Origin of the sequence: Clostridium sp. UBA3061, from assembly GCF_002367465.1 — a bacterium.
Classification (GTDB): domain Bacteria; phylum Bacillota; class Clostridia; order Clostridiales; family Clostridiaceae; genus Clostridium_J; species Clostridium_J sulfidigenes.
Window position 1 is genome coordinate 1 of record NZ_DFCF01000025.1, and the last position, 21,929, is coordinate 21,929.

A 21,929-nucleotide genomic window follows, 5' to 3' on the forward strand; every position below is an offset into this window, starting at 1 on the left:
AGTTTATTGTTGGACAGTTAATCCTATCAGCTATTACCTCAGCTATTGCCTGGTCTGTTGCATTTGAATATTGTATAATATAATCCATTTTATTTTCCTCTTTACTATCTGTATTAAGTTTTGGTTTTTCTGGTTTATCTATGTTATCTTTAGAATTAATTAGTCCAGGATAATCAACATAGCAATAGTTCATATCTACATTACCACTAATGCCATTTACTCTTCCATCACTAACATATTGCCACATATCATGTTTACCTTTATAGGTACAAGTCGTATTATATTGAGCCACCCACTTAACCCATTTATTAAACCTGTTATCTGTTAGCTTATTATTAAACCAGGATGTATTAGCATAAATACCTGCCCAATAACCAGTCTTTTCTATAGCATTGCAAAATACCTCCGCCATATCTGCTATAAGTTTATTAGAGCACTTTCCTGTAGTCCCTGCATCTTCTAAATCATAATAAACTGGATATTTTAGTTCATATCCTTTTATTAATCTTAGGATATGATCCGCTTCACTTTTGGCTTGTGATATTGAGATTGCATAAGAATAAATATAAACTCCAAAGGGTATCCCAAGTCTAGTACATTCTTTAGCATTTCTATGGAATTGCTTGTCATCCTGGCTTGTTATGTTATCACCATATCCTACACTCAAGATTGCATAATCTATCTGACTTTTAACCCTATCCCAATCAATAGTCCCTTGGTGATGTGATACGTCTATACCTCTTAATTTCATAATCAATTCCTCCTTAAATATAAAAGAGTGAGATTTCTCCCACTCTGTAAACTACTTATTAATTTGTTTTATAAGTTGATTTGTATAAACACTAACACCTACTACTAGAACACCTTGAATTATAGCATTTATATTAATGCCCATAAGTGCCATAGCTAGACCTATACCTATAGGTAATAGTATTAATGGTATATATTTATCTTTTATTCTTTCAATTCCTTTTAAAATCATACCTATAATATAAAGTACTGGTATTAAAATTAAAGCATTTTCTGTAATGTAATTAATAATATTCATAATTATCTCTCCTTCCTATTTAAATAAATTAGTTTGAATTGCATGAAAAAAGAACCCTAGCAAACTTGTAGCCATAAGTCCTATTAACCAATTTATACTCTTTGTCTGTGCCTCAAGCTTTTCGCAGAGGTTATCCATCTTAACATCTGTAGCAGCTCTTCCTCTTTCAAGTTCATCAATACGCTCGCTATGATTATTAATTCTTTTCTCATGTATTTCTAACTTATGCTTTATTAATTCATCATTCATATTTCACCTTCCTAATTTTAAACTTATTCTTATGCTTATTTCTATTATCTATATACAAACCCTATACCTATAATTAATTTATACACGCCCTGCGTTATTACTGATATATTCATACTTAAATATTTTACTACTACATCTTTTATTTTGTGTGATATAAGTAACCTCCCCTCGCAATTCTCTAATAATTAAATACTTTAATTATCTAAATAAAAATAGCATACAAGAGCTCTAGATATCCTTGTACTAGCATTCAAAAGTCCATCCAATAATACTTTAACTATAAATATAACAGATTTTCTAACAACACCTTTAAATACAACATCACCTAATACCTTTTTGTAAGATATACTCATATTCCTTATCTATTAGAATTATTACAATATTTAATGTTCCTAATAGCCATGTTATTCCAATTCCTATGCCTACTAATATAATCTTTATATAATTTTCACTTATATATCTATCTTTTAACTATACTTATATACTTTGTTATAAGCAAAAGAGACTAGAATTAAATCTAATCTCTTTTCTATTAAATCATTTCACAATATACTTCTATTGCTCCTGAACTTGTTTCATTGCTACTATTTCATTATACTCTTCCTGGGTTATTTGATTCTTACCAACTCTAGCTTGAAGATACTCTTCATCAGCTTTTCTCATAATCCACATATTTTTTAAAAAGTTATAAAAAGGATTCATCTATATCACTCCCATCATTAACGTTTCAAGAGCAGCAAGCCTTTCTTCTAGTAAAGGTTGTTGAGGTTTAGTATCTACTGGTTGTATTATTTTCTCAAATAAATCTTTATCTAAAATAGTATATTCTCTTTGTTCTACTGTACCGATAAATTTACATTCTTCTACAACTAACAGATGCTGCCATAGTTCTTCATCTACTAATAGTCCCTCTTGTGCTAGTATAGTTTCACATTTTTCTATCCCATGTATATCTTCTGTATAAAATCCATTATTTTTTTTTTCAATATCCAAATCCATATACAACATATTATTACCTCCCCCTTTAATATCCTATCGCTATCCAATGAAACGGCCTTGTGGAATCACTAGGACCATTAGCAACACAGCAACCTTCTGCATTAAATTGAGTTTTGCCTGTATTTGCTATTGATAGCGTATATTCTCTAAATCCTGATACAGCTACTACATTTAAACACGTATTAGGAAAAGCAATAGGAAAATACCCCACACCTGTTTTAAATGAAGCTCCATTTGAAGAATAATTTGTTGCTAATAAATTGCTAGTACCCCATTGTAATATCATTCCATTAGAGATTTTTGTGTACCCATTAGTTTTCCTACTGTAATTTCCCATATATAAATCTTTTCCCACTTCTATATACCCATCTTTTTCCATCATTATATCATAATCCCAAGAACCATTAGCTAAATATTTTTGTATTTTGAATTTTCCATCAACTCCAGTTGAAAGTACTATTGCATTTCCATCATCTTGTTTAACTGTAATTCCATTTGTACTTACCTTACCTGATACTCTTCCACCATTATTAAAGAAACTCATGAAATCTTCCAATTCCGAAGTATGTGTATCAATCTGTTTCTGTAAATTTCCAGCTGCATCAGTACTTAACTGATCTTTAACATGTTGAAACCATACTTCAAAAGAATTATCATATTGAGCAAATAAATCCGTAGTATCTATATTTTGCATTGGATTATATACATAACCACAATATTCTTGTATAGGTCTCAGGTCTGTTATATTTGCTTGTACTATTTGAGTTGTCCCCTTTTTAACTAATACATCTGCAAGTCCTAACTCCCATATATCATCATCTCTTTGTAGGCTAGGTGCTGAATATGAAACAGTTCCATAGGCACCCTTTTTTACTTCTATAGATATTTTTCTATTTATCCTATCTAATCTTGTTACAATTCTATCTATTCTATTTAAATCTGAACTTGCTGGCTCAAGAATTATTTCTCCATCAAAATTATCATAGGCATAATAACCATTTATAAAACAGCTACCTGCCTTTACTTTCAATTTCATCAAGTCATTAACCATTACTTGAAAATTATTTGATGGATTGGCATATACACCATTACTTAAAAATTCACTATGATATTTTGCAAAATATTCTTCATCCACAGCCCTATCATAAATAGGAAGCCCACTTTCGTCTATATCTACAATTTCGCTAGGAAATATTCCACTTATAATTGACATTTTATTTCACCTCTCTATTTAATTTTTGCATTATTGTTTTTTCTTCTTTACCAAATACTATAGAAATATCGTGCTTATTATTTTCATATACTTCAGTTATTTCAGTAATTCGCTGATTAACTACTATATCTAACTCATTATCCACATAACTACATAAATCACCTAAATCATAATCTACTTTATATTTAAGATTAGATAGAGAATTAACTGTCGTATTAACATTTTCAACAACTCCATAATCATATAGTTTTTCAATTCCCTTTTGATATAATACTTTTTTATACTCCTCTAGTGTCAATTCATCTTGTTTATCTCTGACTTCAAGGAAAATCTCTCTACGCTCATTACCATTGGTTAAATCTATAGCAATAATTACTTTAATACCTTCCTCTCCTTCACCAACTACATAAGCAAAGTTTTTATATTCTTTATGATTACACTCATAGGTAGACGTAGAAATGTTCTCATATTCATCACTAAATACAACAATTGAATTTGAACTTTGATTTTCCGTTCTATCTATTCCTTGCCACACTTCAAAATACATTTTATCCTCTTCATAATTGTATTTAACTCTTATAGATAAATCCTGAGTAGCTACAATATCATATATTTTTTCGCATAGATTTTCATATTCAACTTGTAATGCAATACTTGCACCTAGTCCATTCGCATTACCTAATTGAAGTTTATTTATAGGTTTATTAACAATTGCAAAGTTGTTTACAAGATTTCTAACAATATTTTCAGCTGTTCCATTCAGATTTTGTATTTTATCTATAACTCTATAACTAAGTAAAGCCTCTATAAATCTACCTTTAATAGTACATTGACTATCTTCCTTTATATAAGAATAAGTTTCTATAATTCCAACTTCTCTGAAGCTAGAACTATAAATATATCCTCCCTTTCTTAATAACTGAAAATATTTTGAATCTATATATAACTCATACTCCCCAACATTGTAATATCTTCTAGTCAATATAAGAGATGTGAACTCATCTATAAATCCTATTGGTTGAAATTTGTTATTTAGTATAATTAGTTCTATCATGTCCTACACCCCAAAGAATTCAGCTGTCCACTTTGGATAAACATTAAGATTTGTATATCCTTTATCAGCACTATATTTTAATATATTTTCTCCTACCTGCATGTCAATAAAAGAGCTAGAACGATCCATTTTTTGAGAAATATTTTTCCCATTTAGTTCTATCATCTTATTCCCTTTATTCGTATTAATTGTGAGAATATCACCAGGCATCAAGTCCACTACTATCCTTAAAAATTTTCCTGTAGTTAAGTTTTCTATCTTTGGGTTGCTCACCTCACCTTTTGCTATAAATGAGATAATCAGCCCTGTATCTTTATCTCCATTATTAATTATTGTAGCCTCTTGTCTCAATACTTTAGCCGACATAATCATACCACTTGCCGGAATAGTGAAAGGTACAGTAATACTATTAATTTTACCAGCCATATTTTTACTAAACTCTCTCTCATCTTTAAAAAATGGATTAGGACATATCAGATTAATAATAAATTTAAGTGGATCATATAAATTCTCTCTACTATCTTTAAATCCTGCTACCTCATAATTAATTACCCTCTTAACTCCAGAGTAGTTTACATATAACTTTCCAGTTAAATAAGGATTAAAAAATCTAATTAGGTTTTGTCTTCTAGTTTCTGTATCTTCTGTTGATGGATATTCTGCTGTAATAGTTATAAGTCTTGATTCTACTCTTTTACTTTTAACAGTCCCACCATCAAATTGTGCATTATTTACAATATCTACACTATATTCTGAGCTAGAGATTCCTTCTATATTTATTAATTTGTATAATTTATCCTTGCCAATCTCTAAAATCTTGCCATTACATTCTAATTTAATATCTATATACTTATCCAAATGCAAGCTCCTTTCTTTGTATTTTTATTGCTCTTGCAACTTCAGATGGTGATTTTACTGGTTGGTATATATTAATAATTTCATTTACACCGTTATCATTATTATTTACTATGGAATATGGAGTTTCCATAGCAGCTCTATAACTAGAGTTCATTGCCATATTGCCAGAAACCTTAGTAGTTTCAAAATCAATTGTAGCTCTCATTTTTCTTGTTAGATCCTCTAGATTACCACCTATTTCTTTTTCAAGATTTGGAGTTTCTATATCAATACCTAAACCGATACCTTTAACAAGGTTTTTACCTATCATATCTCTAAATAGAGTAGATGGTGAATGGATTCCAAAAAAGTCTTTAAATCCATTTGCTATACTACTGGCTACATTTCTTACTGTATCAACTACTGCACTAACCCCTGCTATAAGACCATTTTTTAAGCCCTCCAAACAGTTTGTACCAATTTGTTTCCAATCAGCTTTAGCAAAAGCTCCTATAATTGCAGCTATTATAGTGGGTATATTACCTATTAACGTAGGAATTGCTATAATTAGTCCTTGTATTAAAGCCATTATTATTTGAATTGCCGCACTTATAATTGCTGGCAAATTATTTATGACTGCTAATACTATTCCATTTATTATCTTTGGTATTTCCATAATTAATTGTGGTAATGCTCCAATTATTCCTTGTATTAAAGCCATTATTATTTTAATAGCTGCATCTATAACTTGTGGAAGATTTACTATGAGGGTATCTACTATATTTAACAAAGCTTGTACAGCCATTGGAATTAACTCTGGCAACATTGCTGCTATTCCATTAATAAGTGCCACAAGAATATCTATACCACTCTGAAGTATAAGTGGTAAATTTTCTCCTATAGATGTAATAATAGTTGTTATGGCTTGTATTACTAGCGGTATTAACTCTGGCAACATTTCAGATATTCCATTTATAAGTGCTAAAACAATTTGAAATCCACTTTCCATAATTAATGGCAAATTTTCCGTTATCAATGTCATAATACTTATAATAGATTCTTGTGCTAAAGTTATTAACTGTGGAATAGCTTCTACTAATCCTAATAACAATTCAGATATTAAAGTAATTCCTAGCTCAAATATACTAGGTAATATGGTAATAATACCCTCAGCTAGCTGCATTATTATCTGTATTGATGATTCTGCTATTAACGGCATATTTTCTTGGAATCCAGCTATTAATGATTCTATAATCAAAACTGCAATATTCATAAATTCAGGAGCCTTGTCAGCTATGCCTGTAATTGCTTGAGTAAATACATCTCCAACACTACCTGCAAGTCCTTCAAATCCACCTTCTTGGAATGCTGAAGATAGCTGTCCAATCATCCCTGTTGCTGAAGCTGTTATTTCTTTTAATGGGCCATCTATGCTATCACCCATATCTTTTCCAAGACTCATAAGTGAGCTTTTAAATATAGTAACTTCACGGCCTAATCCATCTTCCATAGTTGCTGCTGATACATTTAAGTCTTCTATTTCTTTCCCTGCATTTTGACTAAAATCAGCTATTTTAGATACTCCTTGTGCAAACTGTTCTCCAGCCTTTATTCCATAAGATCCAACTTTTCCAATAGCTTTAATAGTACCACTAAAAGCCGTTGATGCTACCTTTCCAACTTTAGATGATATATTTATAAGCGCACTTGCTCCTTCTTTACCGACCCCAGTAGCAATCTTTAGAAAAGCTCCTTTTCCTGATATTCCTACTTCAGAGCCTATTCTTTCAAAAGCCTTTTTAGCACTATCTATAGTTGAAGATGCCATTTTAAACCACTTTGTTTCTTTCATTACATCTGTTACTAATATTGTACAAAGCTTAATATCAGTTTTTAGTGTATTAAAAGTTCTTCTTACTTTTTCTGAAAGCCCTCCTACTTTTTCTTCAAAAGTTTTCGCTATAGACTCAAAGAAATTTATCTTAGAAAACCCTTTGTTTAACCCTTGTCCAATTTTACCCATAGCAACGGAGTTAGCCTTAATTATTTCTTTTCCTGCTCCAGTAACTAATTTAGAAATGATTTTTGTACTTTTCTCTTTAGCTTCTTCACCTTGTGATTCTAAATTTTCTAATATACTTTTTAATGTTAAATTTATCTCTTCATTTATACTTGTATTTGACATAATATCACCTGCCTTTTATAAAGCAGGCTACGGCTCACTACTCTAGGGTGTGGCTCTAAGCTCTGGCTTTTCTATTTCTATATTTATTAACCTCTTACATCTACTACATTTTATTTCTCCTTTGATGTAATCAGCTTTAATTAATAATTTATTACAAAATGGACATTTTACTTTTACTATGCAAATCACCTACCTTTACTAATAAAAAGTGCCTAGTTTTATAAGCACTTTTTATTAGTTTTTATAGTTAGAATACTAAAATCAAAGTATTCCCCTTAAGTCTCCATTTTCCATAAGAGCATTTTCAATTTCTGTTACCTTTTGTTTTTTAGATTTACTCATTGGAATAGCATAAATTCTCTTCATATTACTATAAAAATCCTTTTGTTCTTTGCTCATATTGGTATTTATAGTCATAGATCTATATCCCATAATCTTAACTATTTCATTGTCTTCCTTTAAAGCTCTAAACATGGCTTTAAATTTCCACCAATGTAAATCTTCTATATCCTGAAGGTCTATGTCATATTGGGTTAGAAAAGCGGAGTAAATATAGTCATCGTCATATTCAAAACTATATGCTCTTGTACTCTTACCCATAGATACTCCACTACTTCCTTCATTAATATCTTTTCCACCTCTATAAAACCAAAGAATTTGTTTAATTGCTTCTTCTAAATTATCTGGTATTACTGGATAATATAGAAGAAGAGCATTATATATCTTTTCTTTATCATCAAGCTCATCATCCTGAATCATTATCTCAAACAAAATGGATGTACGAAAATCATAATTAATCTTATATTCTCTATTATCTATTTCAACTTTTCGAGGTAAAACATCAATTAAAATATTCATTATTTTTTAGAACGTCTTTGAATTCTATTAGAAGAATACTTATTAGCAATGAGTTCAATTTCTTTATTTTTCTCATTTATGCCTGTTATTAGAGCCTCAAACNNCCTCAAAAGCCTTTAAACATTCAAGTAAGTTAACTTTATCTCCAAATACTCTTTCATGAGTACCTTGTCCAAAAAGTTCATCAAAAACTTTAAAGATGGCTTTGCACTGAGTTCTTATCCCTTCTCCAATTGACATACCCTTTGTTTCTTCTTCTATATTCATTACTTTTTTTATTGCTTTATCATATTTTTCTGCAACATCGGCATCAAATATATCTAATTCTAGCTCAATTCCATTAATATTCATTAAATATTCCTCCTACTAAATTGCAGTAAATGTTTTTGTTGCAGTATTGAATGTACCTTCTATAAAATCTCCTACTGCATTTAAGTTTCCTGATACCACAATAGTTTCTCCGCCTGCTCCAGCTAATCCAGCAACTTCACAACTTACTATAAATTTTCTAGCCTTATAAGTATTCTCACTTCCTTCTATTGGTTGAAATAGTTCAACTTTAACATAGTCAAATTGTGCATCTGCACCTGTAAGATGATTTCTTCCAACATTGTATAATGCCATTACTGCCCCTTCACTTTTAATTAAATCTGATGTGAATGGGAATTGTGTTTGGTATGACTTAATTGTAGTTGACGATGATTTATCGTTAATATAAACTTTAGTATCAAGTTGAGCTGCTGGATTTTCATCTAATGTATTAAATCCAGCTCCCATTAATTCATATTTTTCTACACCTGTTGATCCACCTATATTTATATAATCTGCTATTTGATGTCTTTGTATTGATTCTCTACTCATTATTTTTTCCTCCTTCTTGGTAATATACCAATCTACATTCTATTTTATATTGTGCTTTATCTAGATTTTTTTCGAAAACATAACCACTTGTTAATGCTTCTATTTTTTGTGCCACTCTCCCACTATCTAGTACTGGTAGATTATTAAGCTCTGATTGAAGTTCTAGCCACTTAGCAAAGTTTTCATAGAATTTACTATTAGCTATATTTTGTACTACATCTTGTCCGCATACTTCCCTACTGACAAACATGAAACAGTATTGTCTAAGACTAGTTCCATCAATATACTTTTTTAAAATTTGTTCTCTAGGAAGTTCTTCTATCATATAGGATACTGTATTTTCACCTAAGTAATTAATATTAATACCATCATTAATATTTGCTAGATAAGGACAGGTTCCTATATATTCTTTGATACTTTCTACTATATTCATTTCTACCTCCTCTACTGATTTATATATTTTTAATATCTATTAGCTATTTATTAAAATCATTGTCACAGTTTAAGACTTTGGTTACTAGTTTTTAAAATTGAAATGGTTTATCTAGATCCTATTTAGCTAATAAAATTTAAATATATATTTTTATTTACTTTAAATTAGAGGCTATTCTTTCTTTTTGAATTATCCTAATGTATTTCAAAGAATTTATAAATCTTAATATGAAAGTCACCGCATTGTTATCACCCCTTTCCTTTAGCTCCATTTCTTATTTGTTAATAAAACTTTTTAACCATAACTCATAGTGATAAATTAGTAATCTAAACTTTATTATTCTTATTTTAAAATTTAAAACTAATTTATTATCTTAAGACTCAACTTTTAATAACTTATCACCACTGCGATGATATTATTCTAGCACCGCTTTAACCCGATTATATAAAGAGAGTTTAAAAGAAATTTATAAAGAATTTATAAAGAATTTATAAAGAATATATTTGCAAGAGATTTAATAGCTTTTGACTTTATTGCTGATACATATTCTTCTGTAATATAAAGCTTTGCTGAAATATTTCTATTACTTTCCTTCTGAAAATATCTCATTTCAATAATACTTCTTTCTCTATCTGTAAGAATTTCTAGAGCATTTTCAATCTTTTTTATTTCAGCTTCTTTAACTTTTATAGCATAATTTAATCTGTTAATTTGAGCCTCTTTTCTTATTATCATGTTTTCCACTGTTGAAGTAATTTTATTAGTTTTTCCTGTCTTCTCCACGTAATTTACACCAATTCCGTCATCATATTCATTTTCTAATAACTCTATATCTAGTTTTATATTTTTAATTTCTGCTTTCGTTTGATTAAAGTTATAAAGCATAGTTTCAATTTTTTTATTCATATTCATACCGATTCCCCTTGAATTTAATTCAATTTTTATTATTTGTTGTTGAAATATTATATTGATTTAAATTCAATATAATATTTCATTTGTTAAAGACATATTTCAGCCTGCACTCTAATTATAACGTGATTTACTATTATTGAGTTATTTCTCTAAATATACTTCATTTCTTATACAACCCCCATATTTGAATTTAATTCAATATTCATATTTTGATTTTATTGAATTAAATTCAAATTGTCAAGTCATATTGAATTTTTTTTGATTTTATTTCAACTTATATTGATTTTACTTCAAATATGGTTATAATATAATTATAGGAGGTGTAAATATATGAATACACTGGGTATTAGGTTAAAAGAACTTCGAAAAAAACATGGATTAACACAAAAATCATTAGCAGATATTCTTTTAATAGATAATAGCTCAATTTCTAAATATGAGAATGATAAAGCAATACCAGAAAATGAATTGCTTCAAAGAATTGCCGATTTTTTTTCCGTATCTGTAGACTACTTACTTGGTAGAAGTGATATATCATCACCTAAAAAATCAACTTTTGATGATTTAGAATTAAATCCCAAAGATAAAAAAGATATTGAGAAAATTTTTAACAGTACCTTGGAGTCTTTAGAAAATCAAGAAGGACTTATGCTTTCCGGTAATCCTATTAATGATGAAGACTGGGAATTATTAAAATCTGCTATTCAAAATGGAATTGAGTATGCTAAGAAAATGAATAAGATAAAATATACCCCTAAAAAATATAAAAAATAATTTCAAACTTTATTTCGTAAAATTTGATGATGTTTTTGGGGGGGAATATAATTTTGGAAATTTCAAATTTAGTAAATAACTTAGTAAAAAAATATAAAACTAATGATCCTCGAGAATTATGTGATGCTCTTGGAATAAATGTTATGTACGAAGATTTAGGGTCTATTCATGGATTTTATCAATATGCTCCAAAAAATAAAATAATTCACTTAAATATTAGATTAAGTGAAATCGATATGTTATTTACTTGTGCTCATGAACTTGGCCACGCTATATTGCATAGTAATCTAAATATACTTTTTTTAGAAAGTAAAACTACTCAAGTTAAAGGTAAATATGAAATGCAAGCTGATCAATTTGCAGCTGAGCTGTTGATTGATAAGTCAATAATACTTAATTACGAAGGTTTATCTATAAACACTATTGCTAACTGCGAAAATATAGATATAAAATTTTTAAAACATAAATTTTTATATAAATAAATTATTGAAAATTCATCAATAAAACCATCAGGATATACTAAATCATATATCTTGATGGTTACTGTTAAATAGATTTATATTCTAAATTTGATGTATTCTATACTAATTTTTGATTAAAAATATTATCTAACTCCAACTTCCTCACCTTTTTTTGAATTTCTTCTGACTCTAAAATATAAAGTTCATTATCCTTCATTCTCTTAAAGTACTCGGCTCCTGCAAAGGTATATCTATTTCTTCTACCTTCTGTAGTTTGAACCTTTTCATTAGCATAAGCTATAATGTCTCCAGTAGCTAAATTTCTTGGAAGGGTTAAAAGTGGCATTCCAAGCTCATTTCTAACAGCATTATGTCCTGCTAATGAACCAGTTGTTATAGCTTCTGTATGTCCTACAAAAAGCCCACTTTTTTCTCCAGCACAGAATAAATTATCAAGTCCTACAACTTTCATCTGATTACTTCTTGGTGCAACTGATAAATATCTAATGGAGTTTCCTTTACCACCTGCATATGGATCTACAAATTTTGCCTCTTCAAGACCTTCAATTTTTCTAAGTTTATCTAAGGGATAATAAGAAGTCATTAACTTAGCATGACCAGTATCTAAAAGTACTATATTTTCCGCAAATTCCTTTAGTGCATATTGTTGACAAACCTTTTGCTTTAACTTATCCGTATTTATATCTTCTGGTGGAACCTTTAATACTACTACTCCTGTTTCATCTAACTGTTTTACTATTTTCTCTGATAAGCTATCCTTCTCCAACTTGCATGATCCACTGAAAGCACCAAATACATCTTCCTGTCTTTCACCTTTTATATCTTCTATACCTGCTCTATAACTAATACTTACTCTTGGTCCAAAGGCTGGGCATCTTAAAATACACATAGAACAACCATTTCCATAGCGTAAGCAATTTCCCATAGGTCCTGTAGAACCAGTAGTTTCTACAAAGGCATCTGCTTCTATATATTCACCATTACTAAGATAAATTCCCTTTATATTAATCCCTTCCATATTTACATCTACTACACGGCTTACAAATCTAACTTTTATTCCCATTTTTTCAATGTGTCTTCTTACCGCTGGCTCTATTCTATTTACATTGTAAAGCCATGCATGTACTTGGCTCCTAATATTGTTGCATATTAATTAGGTTTAGGTAATTCTGTAATGCCAGCCCAATATCCTTCTGAATGCTTAATGTAATTCAATGAATGATATCTTTTTAGATTTAACATATCTTCTAAAGTATATCCACTATGTTCAAATTCATCTTTCAATTCTTTAAAATTAGATTTATCACTACCGGATATAAACATATAACTAGTATTAGCAGTCTTAAGTTTTTCTCTAATTCTTAATTGATTAATATACATAGTACTTAACACAAATTTAATTCCAAACTTTGCGGTTTGATCTAATCTATTACCAATATATTCTTCTGCTGATTTTAATTGTGCTATTTCATCACCAATTACTGTAACTGTTTTTCTTTTATATCTATCAGTAATTTTCCAAGCTCTCGCTTGAGCTGCCATCCAAATTTTAGTCAACCAATAGGTTGTCATTATATCTCTTTCTTCTGCAGTACCAAACATAACTTCAGGCATTTTTATAAATATCACTTGATTTTTCTCCATCTCTTCCAGAAGATTAAAATTATCCGTAATATCTTTCTTAAGCATAAGTTCCATATAAGTATTAGATTTCAATTTATTAAACCTATCCACTACTCCACTTATCAAACTTGTTTTAGTCCCTATTTTTTCAGAAGGATTATCTTTAGTAGCCTTTGACCATTCGTCCAACTCTTTAAGGTACCCTATATATTCTTCCAAGTTATCATTTTGGTTCTTAGATATGGTATTTATTATATCTTCTCTAAACTGCCATTCCTGCAATAATTTTATTACATCTCTCAGTGACTTCTTTTGTATAAAAGATACTAGACAAGCACTTGTTAAATATCGCTCCATTCTTGGAGTAAATTCACTATTACTGATATTAATACTATTAATAAGTGCAAGCACTTGTGATGCTTGTTTTTTAGCACTCTCATATTGTCTAAATACATCATCTGTATCAACTATAGCTTCATTATATCCAAGACCTTGTAAATTGTTAGTATCATACAAATTAACTTCAAAAACATTCTCTTTGGGTATCATAGCTTTAATATCTTCACTCAATCCACAATTCTCTATATAATCTAAAACTATTACACATTCTCCACATTTAACACTATCTGCTGCAAGATTTCCTAATAGTGTAGTTTTACCGCTTCTTGTAGGCCCTATAGGTACTAATGCTAAATTCTTATAATCTTTATCTGTAGTTAAATAAGTTTTTGTCACATTTCCCTTATAAGTATTATGCCCTATACATTTTGTACCTTGTTGAAGTTCATCTGGTACTTCAGTTTCAAGTGTATTAATTTTTTTAATTCCTCCAAATCTATCTTGTAGTTCTCTACCTGGTAACTGAATGAAATTACTACATTCATCTATGGAAAATTTACTTTCTTCTACACCCTTAATCTTGAAGTCTGTAGTATACCATACATTCTTCATTTTATTTTTAATTTCTTTATATTTAAGCTCATTATCTTCTTCTATAGCCTTAAAACTTTGGCATACTGTAATAGCATTTGTAGTTGCTCTAACCCTATCTTTTGATTCGCTTTCTACTATTATCTGACCCTTTAATATTAATGCATTCTTTTTCTTCTCTGTAGCATTAGATAAATTAAAGTTCTTTACTATACCCATTGCAGCTTCTAGAAAACTTAAATTAGAATTTTCTTTTGCTTCATTTCCTAATATAACGCCTAATGCTTCCTTCAATATATCTGATATAAAACTAACTATATTCCTAATTATAATTGAACCAGTGATATCTCTTTCAACTGGTTTACCACTCTCTAATTTAGATATAGTTTTCTTATAACTACCTCTCCAATCACCTTGAAATGTTGGAATGAAATTATAAAATATTCCTATTCTTTCATCTTCCTTAATTATTTCTATTACATTTAATAAAGAATTTAATGGATCATTATTCTTTTTATCTACAGCTAAAGATAATGCATCCTCTTTTTTATAATATAGTTGATATTTTATTGAATCACCTTTAAATTCTTTGATAGCATCTACTTCATCTATAGTTATTCGTTTCCAAGTGTTACGTATTTTTTCTTTAATTAAATCTTTATAAAAGTTTGGTACTATGAAGTAAAATGTAACTTCTTTTTTAGTTATATTTATAAAATATGAAACCTTACAATTAGTCTCAAATATTATTTTTTTATTTTCATTTTTTATGTGTTGGAATATGCTTTTATACATAAGAGATATAGATTTAGCTATAGCACTGCTATTATAGTTTCTTATAGAACTATCTGGTGTAAGTTTCAAATAAATATACGTAGGTTTTTTTATTTCAAAATAATCACTTAGTTTCAATGATTTAAATTTCATGTAATCACCCCATAATTATATAGTTAATAATATTAATAAAAAAATAAGTTATTAGAGAACCACTTAAATATTTTCTTTTACTTTTATCCCCTGTCATCACCATAAAAAAACCATATAAAGCAATAAGTAAACATATAAAATACGATAATTCAAATGTCCAATTCCATAACAATAATAATATTTTACTTGGGTGTAAAAGATAACTGAAAAAAGTCCCTATATTTTTTATTGCATCCATATAAGAAATTTTATCCGCTGGTTCAATTACTGCTAAAAATTCAGAAATAGTGTAACTAATCATAGTTCATACCTCCTAACCAAATATATCTTTTATAAGATTGAATGACCATGGTAAAAGATATATAGCTCCATATGCTACTATATATTTTGCTATAACTTTACTAACACTCTTCGTATCCCCATTCATCAATGCTTTTACTATTTCTATAGCACACATAATCAAACATATCCAGAATGCAGCTTCTTTACATATACCAAATATGGTATTACCAGCAACACTAATTTTCCCCGTAGCTGAAGATGCATCCGCTAACGCTACACTATAGTGTAATAAATTTCCTGTTACTGCAACTAATATAGGCTTAAATTTTCTATCTTTCAATAATATCCCTACTTGTTTATCTGTCTTTTTAATGTTTTTTTCATCCAAGTATTGAATAAATTCTTGAATCGAATAAACCTTTTTTTTATTTAACATAATAGATCCTCCTGAATAATTAATTGAATCTTGTTAATGATATTAATACTTAATAAATTTTATCGGAGGTGTTTTATATGACTATTCCATTTGCAATTACATGTGGTTACCTTATTTGTTATGCGGTTGTTTGTGCTGCAGTTATTTTCTAATTTTTAACATTTTGTAAACTTTGAATATTTGGAGCTAAAATAGTTATCATTTCAAAATTTATAGCATACGCTGAAGTATGAAGCGAAAGCGTAGAGTAGACGCTGGAGTGCATGCTTAAGCTTCCTAGCCTAAGTCTACCCATTTGGATTTAGGCTATTTTTTATTTAAAAATCCCCTAAATCTATCAAATTGCTAGATCCAACCTGCTTTTTTATAACTTCTCCACCTTCTTTTCTTTCCTCATGCATAGCCTTTCTTAATAAGTCTTTTATGAATCCACTGTAATTGCTATGGCTATTTATCCATAAATTCAATTCTTTATCTTCTGCATTATTTTTAAAACTTATGGTTATTGGTTTTATTGCCATAAACTTTCACCTACCTTTTTAAATCCAATCGCATTAGCATATAAAGGATTATCTGCTATTTCAAAGTTAGAATATCTTTTAGCAAATGCCCTGCTAAACAACTTAGCTCCACCACCAACTAATATTATTCTTTCAGTTCTAGCTGGGAACTTGAAATCTAAATCCTGTTTAATTTTCATAAAATTTTCTTTAAGAATTTCCGTTATAAATCTTAAATCAACTTCTTTATTATCCACTTTAAGTGAAGCCTTTTGAATAATTCTATCTACCATTTGTAAGTCCAAATCTAAGCTATGCTCACCGTTTAACCTATCACATATAGATTTATATATATTAAGTGTTCCTACTGCCACAGTAGAGCTCGTGTGGTGCTTTTTATCACATATATACGCTATATCAGTAGTTCTTCCACCTATATCAACTATAATTACATCTTCATTAGTAGATAAACTGTAATAAGCTCCTATTCCTTCTGGATAAACTTTAAACTCAGAAATTACTATTTCTCTAGACTTACCATTTAGTTTTACTGTTTTCATCTTGTTTTCATTAACCATTCTCTCAAGTGCATCTTTATTCGCCTTGTATTGGTTAATTGGCAATCCACAAACAACTTGATTAAACACATCTTCACTTGCTAATGCAATGCCTGTGTATAACATTGGTAGAAAGTTCTCCTTACTACTCTTATTTAGTTCAGTTTCAAAGCTCCCCTCACCTATAACAAACTTTTTATTATCATATTCTAGAACTATACCTGATCCTAAAATGTTTTCTTCTGTACTCACTAAACTTTTTACGTTAATGTTTGGATTAACTTTTACACTATAATTTCCTACATCAATTCCTAGAATCATATCAATCTCCTTATAAATATTTCTAAATTTTTCTAACTTCTTAATATATTTATATGCTTGTTTTTTTAAAATGTTTCCTATATTTTAGAATTTATTTTATTTTTTTAGAATTTTATGTATAAAAAATAAGGATATATGATATTACTCTGAATACCATATATCCACTAATTTTCTTTCTAACTTTTCAGCAATTTCAAAAGCCTTATTTAATGTAGGATTATTATTTCCAGTTTCCCATTGTGAATATGTACTTCTTGGAACTCCTAAAAATTTAGCAAACTCTCCTGAATCCATCATATACTCTCGCATACGTATCTCTTTAAGTTTATTTTTAACTTCCATAACACCACCTCTACGATATACTATTCTACATATCCCATAAATTTCCTTCAAATAAAAAAAGACTAGGTTTCCCTAGTCAACTATTTTGAAGTTTCATTATTGTTCGTCTCTTTGTATTCCTTAATAATATTATTCATATTATCTATATTTTTGTTCCATTCTTCTAAAAGTTGTTCATAACTCATATAGTAATCAGCCAAATATAAATCTGTATTGCTTGAATATATCTCTGTAAGTTTACCTGAATAGTAGTGTTCATAATAATATTTATAGTTTTCTGAACCAGTATCAAGTACTGTTAAATCACCATCATTAGTTATATTGAGTATATCATTAAATTTTTCAAAAGCTAAATCTAAATATTTGCCTTTATTCTCATGATCATCTTTTTTAAAATATTCCAATGCGGTTTTATAATCTTCAACACCCTCTTCAAATTGCTTTATTAATTGCTTTTTTTCTGAGCTCATATCATTATCCCCACACCCAACTAGACCTAATATCATTATTGCACATAATAATAAACTAAATATTTTCTTCATTAAATAACCCCCATGCTTTTCTATTATATTTACATTGTATAATATATTCACACTTTGTCAATATTTTCAAATGAGGTGATTTATAATGAAGAAAAAAAGAAAGTTAAATGTAACTGGCACTATGGGACCAGATACATCTAGATTAGTAACAGAGTCATTGTTGAGGTTAGTAGATTCAAACAAAGAAGAACTTCTACACATTTTGAAAGGAAGATAAACTTAAGGAAATTGAGTAATGATTCTACAAAATAAGAAAAGAACTTTATTATGATTAACACTTTTACATTTAATGTATATAATGAGGATTAACTGTCTATAATTTAAATACATCTTAAACCATGCGATTATACAAAAGAAAAAAAGGTATAAAGTAATATTATATTGCTTTATACCTTTTAAATTTAAATTAATTATTATAAATAAACTTCACCGTGTATTCTACGTAAAGTCTTGGATCTAAAGTTCTTACCTTTATATTATATATCACACTTTTAATTACTAGTTTTATTTTGAAATTATAAACTTTTCATCATCAAATAAGATTTGAAAAATCATATAGCCTAACATTATACTAATAGTATTAAAAATCAAATCTGTAATATCACATACTCTATACCCTCTTGTTACCCCAAAGTATATTTCAAAATATTGCAGTATTTCTATTATAAGAGATGTTGAAAATCCTATTATAGTTACTTTTTTCAAACTTTTGAACTTTTTATTCCATAATAATGGCAATAATATACCTAAAGGTACTAACAGTATTAGATTTCCAATAGTATTTTTGAAAAACAATAATTTATTTGAATTACTATATGTGCTTATAAAATCGAATATATTTAAATTAATAGATGTCTCAACTGCGTAATTTTGTGGTGTAAAATATATAAGTATCGGCAAAAGTGTAACTGATATTAAAGAAATAATATATACACAAAATATCATATATAATATTTCATTCTTTAATATAAATTTTTTGTTTTTAATAAATAATATAGCTCTAATTATAATAAATATAATAATGCTGAAAATTAAGAGTAATCTTCCACCTATAATTATGCCTGCTATTTCCATATTAAAGTATATTCCCCAATTTAGAACACTCTATTGAGTAATTCTACCTTTCACAGTTATATAAGTATTTGGAGTTCCTCCAGATATAAATAAATGATATTTCCCTGCTGGAACTGTTCCCATTGCGAAAGCAGATTGACTACCACTAAAAGAAATAGACTTCTGTATAACAAGCCCCCTTGTAAGATCTGCATTTACTGTCCCAGAGCCTGATTTCGAATCAACGTATAAAGTTGTTCTTTTATTCGCTAGGTTGTAAAAAATACCATTTTTAGAACCATCCACACATCCTCGTCCATTATTATATACCTGATATGATGCAGAAAAGTTACTACTGTAACCAAATGCTGTAGTAAAACTTCCTAATGCAATTAAAGTTAATAATGTTATTGCAGTTATTTTTTTGGATTTTTTCTTAAAATTAATCATTGATTAATCCCCCTTTTTATATTTTTAAAATTACGTTCTACTATATTATCACATAAATGCACTTATTTTTCCTTATATATACATGAAAGGATTATTTTTGAACCTAACTTTCCAATATTATCATTGATTTTATATAACTAATTGTTGATTATTTTACATTTAATGTATATAATTAATGCTAAGTGTCTATAATTTATTTGAGTTCACTCTCAACTATGTGCTTATACAAAAGAAAAATAAGGTAGAAAGTAATATTGCAATTGCTTTCTACCTTTTAATTTGATATTTTATTTGGTTAAATATCTAGTATCTTTTTCAATGCATCCTGGAGTACTTGCGAGAAGTTTACTTTCTTCTCCTCTGCTAACTTATTAAGCCATGATGGTATGGTCAATGTCTTCTTTATTGCTTTATTATCATATTGTTTTAATATATTTTTCAGATTCACTTTGACTAATATTAAAGTTTCATCACTTTTAACTTCTATATCTGTTATATCTGTAGCAATAGGTATTTCTAACTTATCACTATATAAATCAAATATCTCTAGTTTTAATGCATCCTCAGCCATATCATAAGCTTCATCTATACTTTCACCATAAGTTATTATATTCTCAAAGTCTTTAAATCTTATATTATAGTCCTTATCTCCTATTTTTTTAATTATCGCCGGATATATAAAAGTTTCATTATACATGATCCATCTCCTCCTTACATTTAATATATTTATTTATTAAAATTACAATCTATATATTAATCTCATTAGCTAGGGCTATTTAAGCCCTAACCTCTTGAGAATTTCATTTAATGTACCTATTGGTATATCTTTTGTACCATGATAAGGAATTATTAGTGTTTTATTTAATTCCTTATGTATTAGTTTAATGTGTGACCCTTGTTGACTTTTGATTTGCCAACCATTTTCTTTAGCTATTTTTAATAACTGTTTCGCATTCAATATCTTACCCCCTCCCTATATTTATATTATATCATACGTATAATACGTATTCAATAGTATTTTTAAAATTACTTTGCCTAGTAATTTAAAAGTTTTCAACAAAATATGTTCAAAATAAGACCAATGAAGATCTTCATTCTCATCTTTGCTTATTTAAGTTTTAATATTTTTACTTTCTATTAATTAAATCTATTTAAATTCTGAATACTTGATATTTTGTCTAATATCATGATTATAATTTTAGAATTATCACGGCTTTTGATGATATTAAACAAAAGATATAACTACAGATACTATCTTTAATATATTTTACACTGATTCTAATACTCCTTAAATCCCTTGAAATATCAATCATTATATATCCTTATAAGTTATTTAATTAATCATAGTGTAAATAAAAAGAAAGTAGTTGAGACTCTTAATTGTAAGAAATCAACTACTTTCTCTGTATTTAAAGGAGGTCAACTACAGATATCATTTAATATATTTACTATTGATTCTGTAGCTTATTTGTTATGATATCTTATATCCTTTATGGGTGGAGCATGGATTATCTTTCCACCACATAATGAATATAAATTGAAAATCTCTTTTTTAATGCTTGCCATTGAAGTTTTACTATAGTGTTTATACCAATTTAACTATAGCAAGCGCCATAAGGGCCAATGCTATCGCTAGCACATAAAGAGTTCTTTCTGATATCATAATTAGACCTCCTCTATATTAAATTTTATAAATAACTTAATGTCATTTTACATGCATATAGTACCACACTCTTCAAGGCACGTCAAGCACTGATTTTACTAGTGTTCTGCCAACTTATTTGATATATTTATTTTACTATTAATTACACTTTCTATTTATAATTTCATAAAAAAATAAGGCTAAATAAGGATTTTCTCCTTACTAGCCTTTGTTTAATATAATACTAAAATAGATTTTTTATATTACTGCTTATTATACAGATCTATTAGATGCTATACGTTCATTTTTCTTAACCCTTTGTACCTTTATTAGCTTGTCATTTTCTAGCAATAAATTTTTTAAACTTCTAGTTATATTAGGTTTAACATTATTATTCATAAATTGTTTATCCATAACAT

General features: G+C 28.3%; 31 protein-coding genes and 1 pseudogene. 3 read left to right on the forward strand and 29 right to left on the reverse strand.

Annotated elements, in window-relative coordinates:
- The 16 genes from B2P65_RS16460 to B2P65_RS16535 form a co-directional block, all read right to left on the reverse strand.
- Positions 1-751, reverse strand: a 751-nt coding sequence (locus tag B2P65_RS16460; RefSeq protein ID WP_346880523.1) for a glycoside hydrolase family 25 protein, incomplete at its 3' end; no start/stop codon positions are given.
- Positions 752-802: 51 nt separating this feature from the next.
- Entirely contained in the window at positions 803-1,048 is a 246-nt protein-coding gene (locus B2P65_RS16465; RefSeq protein ID WP_346847988.1) for a phage holin family protein, read from the reverse strand.
- Positions 1,049-1,063: 15 nt separating this feature from the next.
- On the reverse strand, positions 1,064-1,297 hold the full coding sequence (locus tag B2P65_RS16470) for a hemolysin XhlA family protein (RefSeq protein WP_346877425.1): 234 nt from the start codon (positions 1,295-1,297) through the stop codon (positions 1,064-1,066).
- Between the two features lie 194 nt (positions 1,298-1,491).
- Positions 1,492-1,650: a hypothetical protein gene (locus B2P65_RS16475; RefSeq protein WP_346880524.1), complete on the reverse strand. Its 159-nt coding sequence runs from the start codon at positions 1,648-1,650 to the stop codon at positions 1,492-1,494.
- A gap of 202 nt (positions 1,651-1,852) precedes the next feature.
- The gene (locus B2P65_RS16480; RefSeq protein ID WP_346847985.1) at positions 1,853-1,999 is read right to left on the reverse strand and encodes an XkdX family protein; all 147 of its coding nucleotides are present in this window, start codon (positions 1,997-1,999) and stop codon (positions 1,853-1,855) included.
- Positions 2,000-2,305 (reverse strand): hypothetical protein, encoded by a 306-nt coding sequence (locus B2P65_RS16485; RefSeq protein ID WP_346880525.1) that lies wholly within the window; start codon positions 2,303-2,305, stop codon positions 2,000-2,002.
- 16 nt (positions 2,306-2,321) lie between these two features.
- The gene (locus tag B2P65_RS16490) at positions 2,322-3,509 is read right to left on the reverse strand and encodes a gp53-like domain-containing protein (protein ID WP_346880526.1); all 1,188 of its coding nucleotides are present in this window, start codon (positions 3,507-3,509) and stop codon (positions 2,322-2,324) included.
- Between the two features lies 1 nt (position 3,510).
- Positions 3,511-4,563: a siphovirus ReqiPepy6 Gp37-like family protein gene (locus B2P65_RS16495; RefSeq protein ID WP_346880527.1), complete on the reverse strand. Its 1,053-nt coding sequence runs from the start codon at positions 4,561-4,563 to the stop codon at positions 3,511-3,513.
- Between the two features lie 3 nt (positions 4,564-4,566).
- A complete protein-coding gene (locus B2P65_RS16500) occupies positions 4,567-5,421 on the reverse strand; it encodes a phage distal tail protein (protein WP_346847981.1) in 855 nt (284 codons plus the stop codon).
- A complete protein-coding gene (locus B2P65_RS16505; protein WP_346877421.1) occupies positions 5,414-7,585 on the reverse strand; it encodes a phage tail protein in 2,172 nt (723 codons plus the stop codon). Before B2P65_RS16505 ends, B2P65_RS16500 begins: the two co-directional genes overlap by 8 nt.
- A gap of 261 nt (positions 7,586-7,846) precedes the next feature.
- On the reverse strand, positions 7,847-8,443 hold the full coding sequence (locus B2P65_RS16510; RefSeq protein ID WP_346847979.1) for a bacteriophage Gp15 family protein: 597 nt from the start codon (positions 8,441-8,443) through the stop codon (positions 7,847-7,849).
- On the reverse strand, positions 8,443-8,553 hold the full coding sequence (locus B2P65_RS16515) for a DUF6673 family protein (RefSeq protein WP_346880528.1): 111 nt from the start codon (positions 8,551-8,553) through the stop codon (positions 8,443-8,445). Before B2P65_RS16515 ends, B2P65_RS16510 begins: the two co-directional genes overlap by 1 nt.
- The gene (locus B2P65_RS16520) at positions 8,540-8,794 is read right to left on the reverse strand and encodes a DUF6673 family protein (RefSeq protein ID WP_346880529.1); all 255 of its coding nucleotides are present in this window, start codon (positions 8,792-8,794) and stop codon (positions 8,540-8,542) included. Before B2P65_RS16520 ends, B2P65_RS16515 begins: the two co-directional genes overlap by 14 nt.
- A 15-nt stretch (positions 8,795-8,809) precedes the next feature.
- Complete coding sequence (locus B2P65_RS16525; RefSeq protein ID WP_346847977.1) at positions 8,810-9,304, reverse strand: hypothetical protein; 495 nt, start codon at positions 9,302-9,304, stop codon at positions 8,810-8,812.
- Positions 9,297-9,737, reverse strand: coding sequence for a chloramphenicol resistance protein (locus B2P65_RS16530; RefSeq protein WP_346878751.1), 441 nt, complete (start codon positions 9,735-9,737; stop codon positions 9,297-9,299). The genes B2P65_RS16525 and B2P65_RS16530 overlap by 8 nt, the downstream gene beginning before the upstream one ends.
- A gap of 477 nt (positions 9,738-10,214) precedes the next feature.
- Positions 10,215-10,649 carry a sigma factor-like helix-turn-helix DNA-binding protein gene (locus B2P65_RS16535; RefSeq protein WP_346847975.1) on the reverse strand — a complete coding sequence of 145 codons (435 nt, stop codon included), beginning with the start codon at positions 10,647-10,649 and terminating at the stop codon, positions 10,215-10,217.
- Positions 10,650-10,979: 330 nt separating this feature from the next.
- Here B2P65_RS16535 and B2P65_RS16540 point away from each other — a divergent pair, with 330 nt between their 5' ends.
- Together B2P65_RS16540 and B2P65_RS16545 are read left to right on the forward strand one after the other, a co-directional pair.
- Positions 10,980-11,423: a helix-turn-helix domain-containing protein gene (locus B2P65_RS16540; RefSeq protein ID WP_346847974.1), complete on the forward strand. Its 444-nt coding sequence runs from the start codon at positions 10,980-10,982 to the stop codon at positions 11,421-11,423.
- 53 nt (positions 11,424-11,476) lie between these two features.
- Positions 11,477-11,905, forward strand: a complete 429-nt coding sequence (locus B2P65_RS16545) for an ImmA/IrrE family metallo-endopeptidase (protein WP_346880530.1) — start codon at positions 11,477-11,479, stop codon at positions 11,903-11,905.
- A gap of 97 nt (positions 11,906-12,002) precedes the next feature.
- On the opposite strand, the pseudogene B2P65_RS16550 reads toward B2P65_RS16545, so the two are convergent.
- The 8 genes and pseudogenes from B2P65_RS16550 to B2P65_RS16585 all read right to left on the reverse strand — a co-directional run.
- Positions 12,003-13,028: pseudogene (locus tag B2P65_RS16550) on the reverse strand (FAD-dependent oxidoreductase); the annotation flags it as partial.
- Between the two features lie 26 nt (positions 13,029-13,054).
- A complete protein-coding gene (locus B2P65_RS16555; RefSeq protein ID WP_346880531.1) occupies positions 13,055-15,385 on the reverse strand; it encodes a hypothetical protein in 2,331 nt (776 codons plus the stop codon).
- A gap of 4 nt (positions 15,386-15,389) precedes the next feature.
- Complete coding sequence (locus B2P65_RS16560; RefSeq protein WP_346880532.1) at positions 15,390-15,686, reverse strand: hypothetical protein; 297 nt, start codon at positions 15,684-15,686, stop codon at positions 15,390-15,392.
- Between the two features lie 12 nt (positions 15,687-15,698).
- Positions 15,699-16,103, reverse strand: a complete 405-nt coding sequence (locus B2P65_RS16565; protein ID WP_346880533.1) for a hypothetical protein — start codon at positions 16,101-16,103, stop codon at positions 15,699-15,701.
- 317 nt (positions 16,104-16,420) lie between these two features.
- On the reverse strand, positions 16,421-16,624 hold the full coding sequence (locus tag B2P65_RS16570; RefSeq protein WP_346880534.1) for a hypothetical protein: 204 nt from the start codon (positions 16,622-16,624) through the stop codon (positions 16,421-16,423).
- Positions 16,615-17,481 carry a ParM/StbA family protein gene (locus tag B2P65_RS16575; protein WP_346880535.1) on the reverse strand — a complete coding sequence of 289 codons (867 nt, stop codon included), beginning with the start codon at positions 17,479-17,481 and terminating at the stop codon, positions 16,615-16,617. The genes B2P65_RS16570 and B2P65_RS16575 overlap by 10 nt, the downstream gene beginning before the upstream one ends.
- A gap of 141 nt (positions 17,482-17,622) precedes the next feature.
- Positions 17,623-17,823 carry a helix-turn-helix transcriptional regulator gene (locus B2P65_RS16580; RefSeq protein ID WP_346880536.1) on the reverse strand — a complete coding sequence of 67 codons (201 nt, stop codon included), beginning with the start codon at positions 17,821-17,823 and terminating at the stop codon, positions 17,623-17,625.
- Positions 17,824-17,903: 80 nt separating this feature from the next.
- Entirely contained in the window at positions 17,904-18,365 is a 462-nt protein-coding gene (locus B2P65_RS16585) for a hypothetical protein (RefSeq protein WP_346880537.1), read from the reverse strand.
- 85 nt (positions 18,366-18,450) lie between these two features.
- Here B2P65_RS16585 and B2P65_RS16590 point away from each other — a divergent pair, with 85 nt between their 5' ends.
- Positions 18,451-18,582 carry a hypothetical protein gene (locus tag B2P65_RS16590; protein WP_346880538.1) on the forward strand — a complete coding sequence of 44 codons (132 nt, stop codon included), beginning with the start codon at positions 18,451-18,453 and terminating at the stop codon, positions 18,580-18,582.
- A gap of 287 nt (positions 18,583-18,869) precedes the next feature.
- On the opposite strand, the gene B2P65_RS16595 is transcribed toward B2P65_RS16590, so the two are convergent.
- From B2P65_RS16595 to B2P65_RS16615, 5 genes are all read right to left on the reverse strand, one after another.
- Positions 18,870-19,439 (reverse strand): VanZ family protein, encoded by a 570-nt coding sequence (locus tag B2P65_RS16595; RefSeq protein WP_346880539.1) that lies wholly within the window; start codon positions 19,437-19,439, stop codon positions 18,870-18,872.
- A gap of 30 nt (positions 19,440-19,469) precedes the next feature.
- Positions 19,470-19,868 (reverse strand): hypothetical protein, encoded by a 399-nt coding sequence (locus B2P65_RS16600; RefSeq protein WP_346880540.1) that lies wholly within the window; start codon positions 19,866-19,868, stop codon positions 19,470-19,472.
- A 295-nt stretch (positions 19,869-20,163) separates the two neighbouring features.
- Positions 20,164-20,565 carry a type II toxin-antitoxin system HicB family antitoxin gene (locus tag B2P65_RS16605; protein ID WP_346880541.1) on the reverse strand — a complete coding sequence of 134 codons (402 nt, stop codon included), beginning with the start codon at positions 20,563-20,565 and terminating at the stop codon, positions 20,164-20,166.
- A 75-nt stretch (positions 20,566-20,640) separates the two neighbouring features.
- Entirely contained in the window at positions 20,641-20,826 is a 186-nt protein-coding gene (locus tag B2P65_RS16610; RefSeq protein ID WP_346880542.1) for a type II toxin-antitoxin system HicA family toxin, read from the reverse strand.
- A gap of 957 nt (positions 20,827-21,783) precedes the next feature.
- Complete coding sequence (locus tag B2P65_RS16615) at positions 21,784-21,924, reverse strand: hypothetical protein (protein WP_346880543.1); 141 nt, start codon at positions 21,922-21,924, stop codon at positions 21,784-21,786.
- Positions 21,925-21,929 lie beyond the last annotated feature (5 nt).

Bases quoted from the DNA above. Each gene is read 5' to 3' on its own strand.
- B2P65_RS16465 (WP_346847988.1), bottom strand. From the start codon at position 1,048: ATGAATATTATTAATTACATTACAGAAAATGCTTTAATTTTAATACCA.
- B2P65_RS16470 (WP_346877425.1), bottom strand. From the start codon at position 1,297: ATGAATGATGAATTAATAAAGCATAAGTTAGAAATACATGAGAAAAGA.
- B2P65_RS16475 (WP_346880524.1), bottom strand. From the start codon at position 1,650: ATGAGTATATCTTACAAAAAGGTATTAGGTGATGTTGTATTTAAAGGT.
- B2P65_RS16480 (WP_346847985.1), bottom strand. From the start codon at position 1,999: ATGAATCCTTTTTATAACTTTTTAAAAAATATGTGGATTATGAGAAAA.
- B2P65_RS16485 (WP_346880525.1), bottom strand. From the start codon at position 2,305: ATGTTGTATATGGATTTGGATATTGAAAAAAAAAATAATGGATTTTAT.
- B2P65_RS16490 (WP_346880526.1), bottom strand. From the start codon at position 3,509: ATGTCAATTATAAGTGGAATATTTCCTAGCGAAATTGTAGATATAGAC.
- B2P65_RS16495 (WP_346880527.1), bottom strand. From the start codon at position 4,563: ATGATAGAACTAATTATACTAAATAACAAATTTCAACCAATAGGATTT.
- B2P65_RS16505 (WP_346877421.1), bottom strand. From the start codon at position 7,585: ATGTCAAATACAAGTATAAATGAAGAGATAAATTTAACATTAAAAAGT.
- B2P65_RS16510 (WP_346847979.1), bottom strand. From the start codon at position 8,443: ATGAATATTTTAATTGATGTTTTACCTCGAAAAGTTGAAATAGATAAT.
- B2P65_RS16525 (WP_346847977.1), bottom strand. From the start codon at position 9,304: ATGAGTAGAGAATCAATACAAAGACATCAAATAGCAGATTATATAAAT.
- B2P65_RS16530 (WP_346878751.1), bottom strand. From the start codon at position 9,737: ATGAATATAGTAGAAAGTATCAAAGAATATATAGGAACCTGTCCTTAT.
- B2P65_RS16535 (WP_346847975.1), bottom strand. From the start codon at position 10,649: ATGAATATGAATAAAAAAATTGAAACTATGCTTTATAACTTTAATCAA.
- B2P65_RS16540 (WP_346847974.1), top strand. From the start codon at position 10,980: ATGAATACACTGGGTATTAGGTTAAAAGAACTTCGAAAAAAACATGGA.
- B2P65_RS16555 (WP_346880531.1), bottom strand. From the start codon at position 15,385: ATGAAATTTAAATCATTGAAACTAAGTGATTATTTTGAAATAAAAAAA.
- B2P65_RS16560 (WP_346880532.1), bottom strand. From the start codon at position 15,686: ATGATTAGTTACACTATTTCTGAATTTTTAGCAGTAATTGAACCAGCG.
- B2P65_RS16565 (WP_346880533.1), bottom strand. From the start codon at position 16,103: ATGTTAAATAAAAAAAAGGTTTATTCGATTCAAGAATTTATTCAATAC.
- B2P65_RS16570 (WP_346880534.1), bottom strand. From the start codon at position 16,624: ATGGCAATAAAACCAATAACCATAAGTTTTAAAAATAATGCAGAAGAT.
- B2P65_RS16575 (WP_346880535.1), bottom strand. From the start codon at position 17,481: ATGATTCTAGGAATTGATGTAGGAAATTATAGTGTAAAAGTTAATCCA.
- B2P65_RS16580 (WP_346880536.1), bottom strand. From the start codon at position 17,823: ATGGAAGTTAAAAATAAACTTAAAGAGATACGTATGCGAGAGTATATG.
- B2P65_RS16585 (WP_346880537.1), bottom strand. From the start codon at position 18,365: ATGAAGAAAATATTTAGTTTATTATTATGTGCAATAATGATATTAGGT.
- B2P65_RS16590 (WP_346880538.1), top strand. From the start codon at position 18,451: ATGAAGAAAAAAAGAAAGTTAAATGTAACTGGCACTATGGGACCAGAT.
- B2P65_RS16595 (WP_346880539.1), bottom strand. From the start codon at position 19,439: ATGGAAATAGCAGGCATAATTATAGGTGGAAGATTACTCTTAATTTTC.
- B2P65_RS16600 (WP_346880540.1), bottom strand. From the start codon at position 19,868: ATGATTAATTTTAAGAAAAAATCCAAAAAAATAACTGCAATAACATTA.
- B2P65_RS16605 (WP_346880541.1), bottom strand. From the start codon at position 20,565: ATGTATAATGAAACTTTTATATATCCGGCGATAATTAAAAAAATAGGA.
- B2P65_RS16615 (WP_346880543.1), bottom strand. From the start codon at position 21,924: ATGGATAAACAATTTATGAATAATAATGTTAAACCTAATATAACTAGA.